Genomic DNA, 13,624 nt, shown 5'->3' with positions numbered 1-13,624 from the left:
GTACGCCGTCAGGAGGAGCGCCGCCCGTCGCGCCCGCGACGTTCGCGCCCGTCGCGCCCGTCGCGCCCGCGACGTTCGCGCCACTCGCGCACGACGTCCTCGACGTCGAAGGGCCTCAGGTTCAGCGGCGGGCCGGGCGGCGGCATCCGCAGCGCCGCGCGGATCCTCTCGTTGACCCCCGCCACGATCCGCCGGGCCTCGGCCTCCGAGGGCGCCGCGAGCGCGGCGGCCGACGCGTCCTCGGCCTCCTTGCGCAGGGCGAGGGCGGGCGGCAGGTACGCCGCCCCCTCGTGGCTCATCTTCTTCCGGATCCACCACAGGTCGTCGTACGGCGCGTCCAGATCGGGCAGGGGCCTGCCCATGCCCGGCAGGTCGTCGAACTCGCCGCGCTCGGCGGCCTCGCGGATCTGCCGGTCGGCCCAGGTCTCGAAGTCGACGCCGGGCGGCTTGCGCTCGGTCACGGTGGCTCCTCCCGTCCCGCGGCTGTGTCCGTGCACCCGTGCCGACCAGCCTACGGGCGACGGCGGGCCGAGGAGCGGCCGAGGAGCGGCCGGGGAAGGAGGTCAGCGAACGAAGGAGAGCACCGTCTCCACGGTGTCCGCCTCGGCGGCCGTCTTGTCCCCGCGGTACCGCAGCACCCGAGCGAACCGCAGCGTCACCCCCTCCGGGTAGCGGGGCGAACGCTGCACCCCGTCGAAGGCGACCTCCACCACCAGCTCCGGCCGCACCGTCACCGTGACCCCGTCGTCGCCGTCGGCCAGCTCCGACAGCCGCTCGGTCTGCCAGGCCAACAGGGCGTCCGTCAGCCCCTTGAAGGTCTTGCCGAGCATCGCGAAGGAGCCGTCCGCCCGCCGCGCGCCCAGATGGAGGTTCGACAGCCTCCCCGCGCGCCGCCCGTGTCCCCACTCGGCGGCCAGCACCACCAGGTCGAGGGTGTGCACCGGTTTCACCTTCACCCAGGACGCGCCGCGCCGCCCCGCGCGGTAGGAGGAGTCCAGCGCCTTGAGCACCACGCCCTCGTGCCCGCGGGACAACACCTCGTCGGCGAACTCCCGCGCCCGTGCCCTGGCCCCCTCGTCCCCCGGGTCGGCCACGACCGTCCGACGCACGCGCATCGGCTCGGGCACCACCCGGGCCAGCTCCGCGTACCGCTCGGCGACGGACGACGTCAGCAGGTCGCGGCCGTCGACGGAGAGCAGGTCGAAGAAGACCGGCGAGAGCGGCAGCTCCCGGCGGGCCCGGTCCACGTCCACCCGCGAACCCACCCGGCCCGCGACCTCCTGGAAGGGGCGCGGCCGCCCGTCCGCCCCCGGCGCGACGACCTCGCCGTCGAGCACCGCCCGCGTGGTGCCGAGAGCGTGGGCGGCCTCCACCACCTCGGGGACCCGGTCGGTGATCTCCTCCAGCGTGCGGGTGAAGACCCGCACCCGTGAGCCGTCGACGTGCACCTGCACCCGGATGCCGTCGAGCTTCTCCTCCACCGCGCAGGGCCCGAGCCCGTCCACCGCCTCGTCCACGTCCCTCGCGGTGCGGGCCAGCATCGGCAGGACCGGACGCCCCACGTCCAGCCGGAACTCCTCCAGCGCGCCGGGGCCGCGCGCCAACAGCGCCTCGGCGACCGCGCCGAGCGAGCCGCCCACCATCACCGCCCGCCGCACCTCGGCGGGAGCCGCGCCCACCGCGGCCGCCAGGCCCTCGACGGCGAACGCGTCCAGCGCGCCCTGACGCAGCTCGCCGGCGATCAGCCGCACCAGGAAGTCCTGCTCGTCGGCGGTGGCGGCGCCCAGCAGGGCGTGCAGCCGCCGCACCCGCTCGGCCTGCGCGCCCCGGCCCGCCACGGCCGCGATCCCGTCCAACGCCAGGTGCACGTCCCGCACCGACAGCGAGGGCTCCGCGGCGGGGGCGACCGGCCGGGACAGGGCCTTCCAGCCGATGCCGGTCCTGCGCTGCGGAAGCCTGCCCGCCAGATGGGCGACGACGATCGGGGCGTCGTCGGGGTCGGCCGCGCGGAACAGCTCGGCCAGCAGGGCGACCTTCTCGGTGCGCGAGGAGGTGGCGGCGATCCGGCGGGAGGCGCGGGCGACGTCGGCCAGCAGCATGGATCCATCCTCCTTCGGGGGCGGCCCGCGCGCGACGCGGCGGCGCGGGGAGCCGGGGAGGGGACGCGTCGGGAGCCAGGAGTCCCCGGCCCCGGACGGTCTACCCCGTGTCGCCCGACGCATCCGGGCGTCATCGACCGGACGGGTACCGTCTGCCGGTCCGCCCGGCCCCGCCGGGCACCGGGACGACCGGCCCGTCCCATCGGCCGTCCACACCTGCCGGCCGACGGGACGGGCCGGTTACGGCTCGTTCGCCCCGGAGGAGCGGTCCGATCGGGAGGAGTCGGCGGCGCGGGCCGAGCGGTCCGCGAGGGCCTCCAGGAGACGTACGGCCTCCTCGGCCCGCTCGTGGGGGACGAAGAGGTGGTCGTGGTGGTATCCGGCCACCACGTTGCAGCTCAGCCCCGCCGACGCGAGTTCGGCGGCCACGGCGGCGGTCAGGCCCACGGCGTCCAGCGCGGAGTGGACCCGCAGGGTGATCCGGCCCGCCGCGTAGTCGTGGTCGAGTCCGGCCCGGTCGGCCTCCTCCTCGGGCACCACCAGGGTGAGGCCCTCCGCCTCGGCGACGGTGACCACGGGGGAGAGTCCGGGCGGGACGCGGTCGCCGGAGACGGTGACGAAGGCGTACCGGACCGGATCGAGTTCCGGACGCAGGTCCGCCAACAGCCTTCGAAGATCGGTTTCTCCCGCCACACCGGCATCCTAGGCGCGGCCCGCCGCACCGGCAGCGCCGGGCACGGTACGGCGGGCCGGGGCGGCACCGGACCGGATCAGAGGGCTCCGCGGCGCCAGGGGCCGGTGATGGCGAAGGTGATGCCGGGCGTCTGGACGTTCACGAACAGCCAGTTGCCGTTCTTCGGCTCGAAGACGGATCCGGCCCACTCCGAGCCGGTGTGGTCGGCGGCCGGCACGTCCTTGCCCGCGGTGCCCCCGCGCAGGTCCACGTTGTTGGAGGCGAACCGGAAGATCTCGCCTTCCGGGGTCAGCCCGTGGACGTACTCGGTGCCGCCGCCGTCCTCGCACAGCACCAGACCGCCGCGCGGGCTGACGCACATGTTGTCCGGCGCGTTGAGGACCTCGGAGCCGGGGGAGGCGAAGAGCACCCGGAACTCGTCGGTGGCCGGGTCGAGTTCGAAGACCTGCCCCTGGCGGGCGGGACCGCCGTCGGTGGTGATCACGTAGATCCGGTCGTTGCCGTACCAGGCGCCCTCCAGGCGGCTGAAGACGGCGGCGCCGTTGGCCTGGGCCTGTCGGCGCACCGTGTCGCCGTCCGGGTCGACGTCCCCGACCGGCACCCAGGAGACGGTGCCGTAGGACACCGCGCCGTCACGACGGGTGTCGTAGGAGGCCTCCCCGATGCGCAGCGCCTCCAGCCGCCCGCCCTTGGACAGCCGGCCCGGCACCGCCGGGGTGAAGCGGTACAGGCAGGCGTCTCCCCGGTCCTCGGTCTCGTAGACGCGCCCGGTCGCGGGATCGACGGCGACGGCCTCGTGGTTGAACCGGCCCATGGCGGTCAGGGGAGTGGGATCGCCCTTGCCCTGCGAAGCCACCTCGAAGACGTAGCCGTGGCGCTTGCCGGCGGTCGTCCCGAAGGTCTCCTCGCAGGTGAGCCAGGTGCCCCACGGGGTGGGGCCGCCCGCGCAGTTGCGGATGGTGCCGCCGAGGCTGCCGTAGGACTCCAGCCACTGCCCGGCGTCCGGGTCGAAGACCAGGGTGGTGGTGCCGCCACCGGCCGCGGGGTTGTAGGCGGGGGAGGTGAAGGCGGGGCCGGCGCCGCGCTCGTGGTTGCGCACCAGGTGGACCCGGTCGCCGTGGCGGAAGGCGGCCATGCCGTCGTGCGAGCCGGGGGTGCGGACCCCGTCGTCCATCGGGTCGTTGGTCCAGCCGTAGGAGATGTACTCGAAGCCGCGCGGCAGACAGAGCAGTTCCAGACCGGTGGTCTGGTCCTTCACCGGGCGCAGCGGACCGTAGCCGGGGTCGAAGTCGAACTTGGCGGGCTCGGCGGCCGCCGTCCGCGCGGTGAGCGCCTGGAAGGGAAGACCGGCGGCCGCGGCCACCGCGGCTCCGCGCAGGAGAGTGCGCCGTTCAAAACCGGAATCGCTTATTCCGTCAATGGGTGTGCTGGTCATGGGATCCCTTTCGGGCCGGTGGGCGACGCGGGGGGTGGGGACGGGCCGCGATCACCCTAGGGAGCGAACCGCCGGCCGCCTCCCAACGGAAGGAGACCGTTGGGGAAACCTTCCGTGCCGCGCCGCCGGGGCCGGGCGGTCCCGGCGGCCCTCGACCGCCGGGGCGGACACCGACCCGCGCGCCGTCCGGGAGCGCTGCCGCCCCACGGCTCCGCGGCGCCGTTTTCGGACGCGGTCACCGGGTACCTGCGCCGTGCATCCGAACGCGACACACAATGAGGACCACGGCCATGGGCGAGGCGAACAGGAACCGGGAACAGGGCGAGGGCGAGCGCGGCCGGGAGGCGGAGCGCCGCACCGATCCGGCCGACCGCGGCCCCGGGGCCCACTCCGGCGGCGAGGCGCGGCGGGGGCAGCGGGTCGTCCCCGGCACGGCGTCCGCGGCCGAGGGGTTCTCCGAGGGCGGCACCGTCGAGGGGCAGCAACTGAAGGGCGTCGAGGTGGAGGGCACCACCACCGCCGACACGGAGGAGGGGGACCGCGAGGTGGGCCCCGGCGAGGAGTCCCACGGCAGGAACACCCAGGGGCGGTGAGCCCGCCCCCGGGTGCCCCGGAGGTGGGGCGGAACCCGCGTCCGAGCTCCCGCTGCGGCGCGGTCAGCGCCGCAGCGGAACGAAGCGCACCGCGAGCCCCGGCACCGCCTGCGCCGCGGCCGCCAGCGCCTCCTCGGGCACCACACCGACGACCGGATAGCCGCCCGTCGTCGGGTGGTCGGCGAGGAAGACCACCGGACGGCCGTCCGGTGGCACCTGCACCGCCCCCGTGACCACGCCCTCACTGGGCAGCTCGCCACCCCGGGCCCGCTCCAGGGACGGCCCCTCGGTGCGCAGGCCGACGCGGTTGCTCGCGGCCGACACCCGCCAGGCGCCCGCGCCCAGCAGACGCAGGGCGGCGGGGGTGAACCAGTCGTCGCGCGGCCCGAGCACCAGGGGCAGGACCAGCTCCGTCACCGGCGGACCCGGTACCGGGACGATGTCGGGGTGCGGGGCCCACCCGCGTTCCCCGCCGATCGGCAGCCGGACCCCCTCCGACAGCGGCTCGGGCCCGAGGCCGGAGAGCAGGTCGGTGGAGCGGCTGCCGAGCACCGGCTCGACCGCGACACCCCCTGCCACGGCCAGGTAGCCGCGTACTCCGGCCCGCGCGGCGTCCAGCTCCACGACGGACCCGTCCGACACCCGCACGGTCGTGCCCCACGGGGCCGGGCGGCCGTCGATCCGCACCGGGCAGGGGGCGCCCGTCACCGCCACGGACACCGGCCGCCCCGCGCGCACCCGCACCGCGCACCCGGTGAGGGTCGTCTCCAGGGTGGCCGCCCCGGCCGGATTGCCCACCAGGCGGTTGGCGAGCCGGTGGGCGGGGAGGTCCACCGCCCCCGCGCGCGGCACCCCCAGATGGGCCAGGCCCGTCCGGCCCAGGTCCTGCACGGTGGTCAGGGCCCCGGCCCGCACCACCTCCAACACACCTCCCGCCGCGGGCCCCGTCACGCGACCGCCTCGAAGCGCACCCGGGTGCCGGGGGAGAGCAGCGCGGCGGGTTCGCGCGTCACGTCCCACAGCACGGCGTCGGTTTGGCCGATCAGCTGCCACCCGCCGGGGGAGGTGCGCGGGTAGACGCCGGTGTACGGCCCGGCCAGCCCCACCGAACCCGGTGGCACCGCCGTGCGCGGCGTCGCCCGGCGAGGCACCCGCAGGGCCTCGGGCAGACCGGTGAGGTAGCCGAAGCCGGGCGCGAACCCGCAGAAGGCGACCCGGAACTCCGTCCCGGTGTGGAGCGCGACGACGTCCTCCTCGGTCGTCCCCCACAGCGAGGCGACATCGGTCAGGTCCGGGCCGTCGTAGCGCACCGGCAGCACCACCGACGCGGCGTGGGACGAGGCCTTCTCCGGCACCTCCAGCCCCCGCAACCGCTCCGCGAGCGCCACCGGATCGTCCACCCCGTCCACCAGGACGGTGACCGCGGCCGGGACGATCTCGTCCACCGCGGGCAGCTCGCCGGCCTCCCGCAACCGCAGCAGTTCGGCGTGGAGGGCCTGGGCCCGCTCGGTGCTCTCCACCTCCACCAACAGGGCCCGTCTGCCCATGGGCAGCATCCTCACGCGAACGCCCCGATCCGCACCCCGGCCCCCTGGAGCGCCTCCCGCACCCGTCGGGCCAGCGCGACGGCGCCCGGGGTGTCGCCGTGCACGCACAGCGACCTGGCGCCGGCGGCGACCGACCCGGTGTCCGTCCGCACCCGCCCGCGCAGCGCGATGTCCAGGGCCTGGGCCACCACGGCGTCGGGATCGGTCAGCACCGCGCCGGGCTCCCGCCGCGGCACCAACGTGCCCTCGGGGGTGTAGCCGCGATCGGCGAACGCCTCGGTGACCACGGGCAGTCCGGCCTCGCCGGCGGACGCCAGCAGCAGCGAACCGGGCAACCCCAACACCGGCAGCCCACCGCCGGCCGACAGCACTCCCGCGACGACGGCCCGCGCCTGGGCCGCGTCGCGCACCGTGCGGTTGTAGAGCGCGCCGTGTGGTTTGACGTACGCGACCCGCGCCCCGGCCGCCTCGGCGAAGACCCGCAGGGCACCGATCTGGTAGGCGACCTCGTCGGCCAGTTCCTCCTCGGGGACGTCCATCGCCCGCCGGCCGAAGCCCGCCAGATCGCGGTAGGCGACCTGGGCGCCGATCGCCACGCCCCGCTCGGCCGCCTCCGCGCACACCCGCCGCATGGTGGTCGGATCGCCGGCGTGGAAGCCGCACGCGACGTTGGCGCTGCTGACGACGGAGAGCAACCCCTCGTCGTCGGTGAGCCGCCACCGCCCGAAGCCCTCGCCGAGATCGGCGTTGAGGTCGATCACCGTGTCCGTGTGTTCCACGGCTCCCTCTTCCTCGTCGGTCATGGGAGGAGCGTAAACCGGCCGGGCGCCGGGCGGTGCGTCCCGGGGGCCGGGTCGGCGACCGGGAGCGGTGCGGTGCGGTGCGCGGCGGTCGGCTCGTACCCGGGCGGCCGACCGGTGCCCCCGGTCTCAGCGGCGGGGCGGCAGCCGGTGCAGTTCCACGTCGCGGAGTTCGCCCGCCACCACGGAGGCGGTCATGTAGGTGCAGTGGGGCTGGGCGCGGCGGTCGGTGGGGGAGCCGGGGTTGAGCAGCCGCAACGTCCCGCCGTCGGGCCTGGCGGCCGTGGTGTCCCAGGGGATGTGGCTGTGTCCGAAGACCAGGACGTCCAGGTCGGGGAAGCGTTCGGCGCACCGCTTCTCCCGTCCCCGCCTGGGCCCCGTCTCGTGGACGACGCCCAGGCGCAGCCCTCCCGGCTCCGCGCGGGCCACCTCGGGCAGTCGGGCCCGCAGTTCGGGGCCGTCGTTGTTGCCGTACACGCCGATCAGGCACCGCGACCGCTCCCGGAGCAGGTCGAGGGTGGCGGTGTCCACCCAGTCCCCGGCGTGGACCACCACGTCGGCCTCCGCGACACGGGCCAGCAGCTCGTCGGGCAGGTGTCGGGCGCGTTTGGGCAGGTGGGTGTCGGAGGTCAGCAACAGGCGCACGCCTCCACCGTAGCCCGGCGGGGCCACCGGCCCTCACCCCCCGCCGGCGGCCCCGTCGGTGGTGACGGTCCGTCGCTCGGAGAAGGCGCCCCAGGTGCCGTCGGGGAGCCGGGCGCGCAGGCGCACGGTGTGGGTGACGTCCCGCTCCCGGCCGAGGTAGAGGTCGTACTCGATCCTGCCCCCGGACGTCCCGGTGCTCCAGTTGAGGGTGGTGGCGAGCTTCCCGTCGAGGTGGATCTCGTACTGGGTGATCCTCCCGCCCGTCGCCGGCGGCACCCAGGACAGGTCCAGGTGCGTGCCGTCCCCGGTGGTGCGGACGGTGGCCCGGAAGTCGCCGGGTGCCGTGCCGGGGCCACCGCCCGGCGCCGGGTCGGTGGTGAGCTCCACGGTCCGGCTCGCGGGGGAGGCGTTGCCCGCCGCGTCGCGCGCGACGACGGTGAAGGAGTAGCGCACACCGGGACGCAGCCCCGTCACCAGCGTCTCGGTCGCGTCGCCGGGCACGCTGTGGATCGCGGTGCCGCCCTGGTGGACCTCGTAGGAGGACACGCCGTGGTCGTCCTTTGCGGCCTTCCAGCGCAGGGAGGCGGCGCGAGCGCCCTCGGCCCGGCCCCGCGCCTCCTCGGGTCGGGTGGGCGGGGTGTCGTCGTCGGGGGCGGCGGCCGGGGTGGTGACGGACACCTCGGCGGCGGCCGGCGAGAGGTTGCCCGCCGCGTCGCGGGCCCGGACGCTGAAGGTGTACGTGGTGGACGGCGTCAGTCCGTCGACGTCCACCATGTGCCGGTCCCCGGGAACGTCGACCGCCTTCTCGCCGGAGCGCAGGACCTCGTACCCGGCCACTCCCGTGTCGTCGGTGGAACCGTTCCACATCACGTGCACGGAGGTGGCGCTGCCGGCCTGGGCGGTCACACCGGCCGGCGTGGTGGGCGGCACGTCGTCGCCGTCACCGCCGGGCAGACAGCCCGTCAACGGCAGGCAGAGGGCGAGCAGCGCGGTCGCCACGGCGGGCGTGGACGTCCGTCCCACGGGGAGCCCCTCACACGATCGGCAATTGGTCCAGACATATATGACACAGCGGGGGTGCGGCGGCAAGGCTCCTGTCGGAACCGGTCTCCGGCGGGGTGGAGCGGGGCGGGGCGGAGCGGGACCGGGGGAGGGCCGGACACCATGTGGACGGCGCTCGGCACGGTGGTGCGCCCACCGTAGGGTGAGCGGGGTACGTCGACGACACCCGAGAGCCGGGGGAGCGCATGACACGCAGGGAAGACACCATCAGATGGGGCATCCTGGCCACGGGCGGGATAGCCGGGGCCTTCGCGCGGGACCTCGCACAGGTGCCCGGCGGTGAGATCGCGGCGGTGGGCTCCCGCTCGGACGCGTCCGCTCGCCGCTTCGCCGACGAGCACGGCATCCCCCGGGCGTACGGGAGCTGGGCCGAGCTGGCCGCCGACCCGGACGTCGACGTCGTCTACGTCGCCACGCCCCACTCGGCCCACCTGGAGGCCGCCCGCCTGTGCCTGGAGGCGGGCAAGGCGGTGCTGTGCGAGAAGCCGCTCACGCTCAACCTGGCACAGGCGCGGGAACTGGTCGAACTGGCCCGCCGCAAGGGCGTCTTCCTGATGGAGGCCATGTGGACCTACTGCAACCCGGTGATCCGGCGCATGCTCGACATCGTTGCCGGCGGGGAGATCGGTGAGGTCCGCTCCGTCCACGCCGACTTCGGCATCGTCGCGCCGGTGGACGCCTCGCACCGGCTGCGCGACCCCCGGCTGGGCGGCGGCGCCCTGCTGGACCTGGGGATCTACCCGGTGTCGTTCGCCCATCTCGTCCTCGGCGCGCCCGCCTCGGTCGCGGCGTGGGCCCATCTGACGCCCGAGGGGGTGGACGAGACCACCGGTGTGCTGCTCGGCTACGACAGCGGCGCCGTCGCCACCCTGTCGTGCTCCATCGCCTCCGCCGGTCCCACCGTGGCGGCCGTCAGCGGCACCCGGGGGCGCATCGAACTGCCGCACGGCTTCTTCGCGCCCCGCTCCTTCGTCCTGCACCGCGAGGGGCACGAGGCGCGGGAGGTCCGGGTGCCGGAGGTGCCCGGTGGGACCGGCTACGGGCCCGAGGCCGCCGAGGTGATGCGCTGCCTGCGGGAGAAGGAGACCGAGTCCCCGCTGGTTCCACTGGACGGGACGCTCGCCGTGATGGCGACCCTGGACGCCGCCCGGGAACGCGTCGGCGTCCGTTACCCGCAGGAGTGACCACCGGCGTCCGCCGCGTGGCGGGGCGCCCGACCGGGCCCGCCCCGCCGCGCGGCGGACGCCCCGCCCGTCCCTTCGGGGGCCCTCACCTGCGGTAGTGTCGAGAGCGCTCTCATTTTCGGTGTCCAGGTGGCGGCGCCGAGCCGGATTCCTCCAAGAAATGCACTGATCAAGGGGCTTGACGCCGAATCGGGCCGCATACAGGATCAGCGCCGTGCGCATGACAGGGACATAGCACCTCCGTGCGTTCACCTACTGAACAAGCGATCCGTGTCCGACGGGAGCCGCCATGGGACAGCTGTTGCACGGAAGACCCGACCACAGACGGCGACGGACGAGAACGGCGCTGGGGACGCTCGGCGCCCTCCTCGCCCTCCTCGCCTCGGGGTTGACGCCCACCGCGGCGGCCGCCGAACCCACCCGCACCGTCGACGACTTCGACGGGACCTTCCCCGGGCCGATCGGCACCTACGGCAGCAACGCCGAGGACACTCCGGCGATCAGCCAGGTGCCCGCCGAGGCCCGGCCCGGAGCGAACGCCTTCAACCGCGCGATGCGCGTGGAGTACGGCATCTCCGCCTGGGGCGGCTTCGACCACTCCCTGACCGCCACCGAGGACTGGAGCGGCTTCGAGGGCCTGTCCTTCTGGGTCAAGGGCACCGGGAGCGGACAACGCGTCCAGTTCGAGGTCAAGGACGGCGGCCCGAACGCCGGACAGGCCGAGCTGTGGGCCGGGTACTTCACCGACGACACCGACGACTGGAAGCAGGTGAAGACCCCCTTCGAGGACTTCGTCCGCCGCCCCGACTACCAGCCGGCCGGCGCCCCCTCCGACGGGACGCTGGAACTGACCGACATGTGGGGCTACGCCGTCAACCTGCCCGCCGCGTCCGGCACCCTGGAGTTCGACCAGGTCGAACTCTACGGCGTGGGCGGGGTACGGGCCCGCGTCGCCACCGACAGCCCCGTCTACACCGTGGACCACGGCGACACCGCCACCGTGAAGGTCTCGGTGGGCACCACCGGGAACGTGCCGCTGGCCGAACCCGTCACCGTCCGTTACGGCACCGGCGAGGGCACCGCGCGGCCCGGCGAGGACTACACCCCCGTCGAGGGCACCCTCACCTTCCCCGCCGGCACCCCCTCGGGCGCGGTGAAGACCTTCACCGTCACCACCAAGCGGAACGCCGAGGCGGCGACCGCCAAGACCATCCCCATCACCCTGACCGTCGACGGCGGCCGCGCCCCGACCGACCCGCCCACCGTCGTCGTCGACGCGCACGGCCTGCCCTACCTCGACCCCCGGCTCCCGGTGGAGAAGCGGGTGAGGGACCTGCTGTCCCGGATGACGGTGGACGAGAAGATCGGTCAGATGACCCAGGCCGAGCGCGGCGCGCTGGAGACCCAGGACGACATCGCCGGCTACGAACTGGGCTCCCTGCTCTCCGGCGGCGGTTCCAACCCGACGCCCAACACCCCCGAGGCCTGGGCCGACATGGTCGACGGCTTCCAACTGCGGGCCCAACAGACCCGGTTGCAGATCCCGCTGATCTACGGTGTCGACGCCGTCCACGGCCACAACAACGTGGTCGGCGCGACGATCTTCCCGCACAACACCGGCCTCGGCGCCGCCCGCGACCCGGAACTGGTGGAGGACACGGCGCACGTCACCGCCGAGGAGGTCCGCGCCACCGGCATCCCGTGGAACTTCAGCCCCTGTCTGTGCGTCAGCCGTGACGAACGCTGGGGCCGGGCGTACGAGGCCTACAGCGAGGACCCGGCGCTGGTCACCCGGCTCGCCACGGCCGTCGAGGGCCACCAGGGCCGCGCCGACGGCAGTGATCTGAAGGACGCCGACCGGGTGCTGGCCACCGCCAAGCACTACGTCGGCGACGGCGGAACCGAGTTCGGCTCCTCCACCACCGGCACCTACACCATCGACCAGGGCGTCACCCGGACGACGCGGCAGGAACTGGAGGCCGTCCACATCGCCCCGTTCGTCGAGGCGGTGGACGAGGGCGTCGGTACCGTGATGCCGTCCTTCTCCAGCGTCGACTTCCTCGGCGACGGCGAGGGGCCGGTCAAGATGCACGCCCACGCCGACCTGATCACCGACGTCCTCAAGGGCGAACTCGGCTTCGACGGCTTCGTGATCAGCGACTGGCAGGCCATCGACCAGATCCCCGGCGACTACGCCTCCGACGTGCGGACCTCGATCAACGCCGGCCTGGACATGATCATGGTCCCGTACGACTACAAGGCCTTCACCTCCACCCTGAGGGAGCAGGTCGACTCCGGCGCGGTCCCGATGTCCCGGATCGACGACGCGGTCGCCCGCATCCTGACCAAGAAGTTCCAGCTGGGCCTGTTCGAGAAGCCCTACGCCGACCGCACCCACCTGGACGAGGTCGGCTCCGCGGAGCACCGCGGGCTCGCCCGCGAGGCCGCCGCCGACTCCCAGGTGCTGCTGAAGAACGACGGGGACCTGCTGCCGCTGAAGGGCGACGAGAAGCTCTACGTCGCCGGCTCCAACGCCGACGACCTGGGCAACCAGAGCGGCGGTTGGACCATCACCTGGCAGGGCACCTCCGGTGACATCACCGAGGGCACCACGATCCTGGAGGGCCTTGGCGAGGTCGCGCCCGAGGCCGAGGTCACCTTCAGCGAGGACGCCTCCGCGCCCACCGGCGGACACGAGGTCGGTGTCGTCGTGGTCGGCGAGACCCCGTACGCCGAAGGCGTCGGCGACGTCGGCAACGGCCACGACCTGAGGCTGTCCGACGCCGACCGGAAGGCGATCGACACCGTCTGCGGCGCCATGGACTGCGCGGTGCTGATCGTCTCCGGCCGTCCGCAGATCGTCACCGACCAGCTGGGCGACATCGACGCCCTGGTGGCCTCCTGGCTCCCGGGCAGCGAGGGCGCGGGTGTCGCCGACACCCTCTTCGGCGAGCGTCCCTTCACCGGACGGCTCCCGGTGAGCTGGCCGAGGTCGGCCGAGCAGGTGCCGGTCAACGTCGGCGACCGGGAGTACGCCCCGCTCTACCCGTACGGCTGGGGCCTGCGCACCGACAGCGCCCGCGACCGGCTGGCGGAGGTCCGCGACGACCTGCTGGACCGTCGCCGCGACGGCGCCGCCCGCGCGGCCGCCGCCCACCTGCGCCACGCACTCAAGGGCTCCCACTGGCGCGCCGACGGCACGGTGCGCGACGCGCACGCGGTGCTGAGGTCGCTGGGCAAGGCCGCCGGGAAGCTGGAGAGGGTGAAGGGCGACCCCTACCTCCTGGCCGACGAGGTGGTCTCCGTCGCCCGCGACATCGCCCAGGCGGCCCTGCTGCGGGCGGGTGACGACGCGTCGGGGAAGGCCGTGGCCCGCACCGCCGACGCCGACCACGCCCTGGCGTCCGGCGAGTACGCCAAGGCGGTGCGCCATCTGACGGAGGCCCACCGCCTGGCCCGCTGACCCGCCGTCCGCACCGCACCACCGGTCCGCCGGGACCGTCCTCGCCGAGGACGGTCCCGGCGTCGTTTTCGGTGTTTCCCGGCGTCATTCCCGACATCACAG

12 protein-coding genes are annotated in these 13,624 nt (G+C 74.6%); 3 read left to right on the top strand and 9 right to left on the bottom strand.

The features are described 5' to 3' along the window. Window positions 1–8: 8 nt before the first annotated feature. The 4 genes from F0L17_RS02105 to F0L17_RS02090 all read right to left on the bottom strand — a co-directional run bounded on the left by F0L17_RS02105 (window position 9) and on the right by F0L17_RS02090 (window position 4,228). Window positions 9–461, bottom strand: a complete 453-nt coding sequence (locus tag F0L17_RS02105) for a DnaJ family domain-containing protein (RefSeq protein ID WP_162465675.1) — start codon at window positions 459–461, stop codon at window positions 9–11. Window positions 462–563: 102 nt separating this feature from the next. Then, entirely contained in the window at window positions 564–2,099 is a 1,536-nt protein-coding gene (locus F0L17_RS02100) for an ATP-dependent DNA ligase (protein ID WP_155069570.1), read from the bottom strand. Window positions 2,100–2,339: 240 nt separating this feature from the next. After that, window positions 2,340–2,792, bottom strand: coding sequence for an ACT domain-containing protein (locus tag F0L17_RS02095; protein WP_162465674.1), 453 nt, complete (start codon window positions 2,790–2,792; stop codon window positions 2,340–2,342). 77 nt (window positions 2,793–2,869) lie between these two features. Further along, the gene (locus F0L17_RS02090; RefSeq protein WP_155069567.1) at window positions 2,870–4,228 is read right to left on the bottom strand and encodes an alkaline phosphatase PhoX; all 1,359 of its coding nucleotides are present in this window, start codon (window positions 4,226–4,228) and stop codon (window positions 2,870–2,872) included. 290 nt (window positions 4,229–4,518) lie between these two features. Here F0L17_RS02090 and F0L17_RS02085 point away from each other — a divergent pair, with 290 nt between their 5' ends. Further along, window positions 4,519–4,821 (top strand): hypothetical protein, encoded by a 303-nt coding sequence (locus F0L17_RS02085; RefSeq protein WP_202917830.1) that lies wholly within the window; start codon window positions 4,519–4,521, stop codon window positions 4,819–4,821. Between the two features lie 63 nt (window positions 4,822–4,884). On the opposite strand, the gene F0L17_RS02080 is transcribed toward F0L17_RS02085, so the two are convergent. The 5 genes from F0L17_RS02080 to F0L17_RS02065 form a co-directional block, all read right to left on the bottom strand. Next, window positions 4,885–5,772 (bottom strand): 5-oxoprolinase subunit C family protein, encoded by an 888-nt coding sequence (locus F0L17_RS02080; RefSeq protein ID WP_338017919.1) that lies wholly within the window; start codon window positions 5,770–5,772, stop codon window positions 4,885–4,887. Beyond that, the gene (gene pxpB, locus F0L17_RS27350; RefSeq protein WP_238419220.1) at window positions 5,769–6,368 is read right to left on the bottom strand and encodes a 5-oxoprolinase subunit PxpB; all 600 of its coding nucleotides are present in this window, start codon (window positions 6,366–6,368) and stop codon (window positions 5,769–5,771) included. The genes F0L17_RS02080 and pxpB overlap by 4 nt, the downstream gene beginning before the upstream one ends. Before the next feature lie 11 nt (window positions 6,369–6,379). Next, window positions 6,380–7,129, bottom strand: coding sequence for a 5-oxoprolinase subunit PxpA (locus F0L17_RS02075; protein ID WP_162466720.1), 750 nt, complete (start codon window positions 7,127–7,129; stop codon window positions 6,380–6,382). Between the two features lie 168 nt (window positions 7,130–7,297). Beyond that, a complete protein-coding gene (locus F0L17_RS02070; RefSeq protein ID WP_162465672.1) occupies window positions 7,298–7,813 on the bottom strand; it encodes a YfcE family phosphodiesterase in 516 nt (171 codons plus the stop codon). A gap of 33 nt (window positions 7,814–7,846) precedes the next feature. Next, window positions 7,847–8,836 carry a fibronectin type III domain-containing protein gene (locus F0L17_RS02065; RefSeq protein WP_162465671.1) on the bottom strand — a complete coding sequence of 330 codons (990 nt, stop codon included), beginning with the start codon at window positions 8,834–8,836 and terminating at the stop codon, window positions 7,847–7,849. Between the two features lie 224 nt (window positions 8,837–9,060). Here F0L17_RS02065 and F0L17_RS02060 point away from each other — a divergent pair, with 224 nt between their 5' ends. Further along, entirely contained in the window at window positions 9,061–10,059 is a 999-nt protein-coding gene (locus F0L17_RS02060) for a Gfo/Idh/MocA family protein (protein ID WP_155069560.1), read from the top strand. A 289-nt stretch (window positions 10,060–10,348) separates the two neighbouring features. Then, on the top strand, window positions 10,349–13,522 hold the full coding sequence (locus F0L17_RS02055) for a glycoside hydrolase family 3 N-terminal domain-containing protein (protein WP_155069558.1): 3,174 nt from the start codon (window positions 10,349–10,351) through the stop codon (window positions 13,520–13,522). Window positions 13,523–13,624: the final 102 nt, after the last annotated feature.

It is taken from the genome of Streptomyces taklimakanensis (assembly GCF_009709575.1).
GTDB classification, from domain to species: Bacteria; Actinomycetota; Actinomycetes; order Streptomycetales; family Streptomycetaceae; genus Streptomyces; species Streptomyces taklimakanensis.
Note: the sequence above shows the minus strand (reverse complement) of the source record. Positions and strands in the feature narration are given on the sequence as shown.

Bases quoted from the DNA above. Each gene is read 5' to 3' on its own strand.
- F0L17_RS02060 (WP_155069560.1), top strand. From the start codon at position 9,061: ATGACACGCAGGGAAGACACCATCAGATGGGGCATCCTGGCCACGGGC.
- F0L17_RS02100 (WP_155069570.1), bottom strand. From the start codon at position 2,099: ATGCTGCTGGCCGACGTCGCCCGCGCCTCCCGCCGGATCGCCGCCACC.
- pxpB (WP_238419220.1), bottom strand. From the start codon at position 6,368: ATGGGCAGACGGGCCCTGTTGGTGGAGGTGGAGAGCACCGAGCGGGCC.
- F0L17_RS02090 (WP_155069567.1), bottom strand. From the start codon at position 4,228: ATGACCAGCACACCCATTGACGGAATAAGCGATTCCGGTTTTGAACGG.
- F0L17_RS02055 (WP_155069558.1), top strand. From the start codon at position 10,349: ATGGGACAGCTGTTGCACGGAAGACCCGACCACAGACGGCGACGGACG.
- F0L17_RS02085 (WP_202917830.1), top strand. From the start codon at position 4,519: ATGGGCGAGGCGAACAGGAACCGGGAACAGGGCGAGGGCGAGCGCGGC.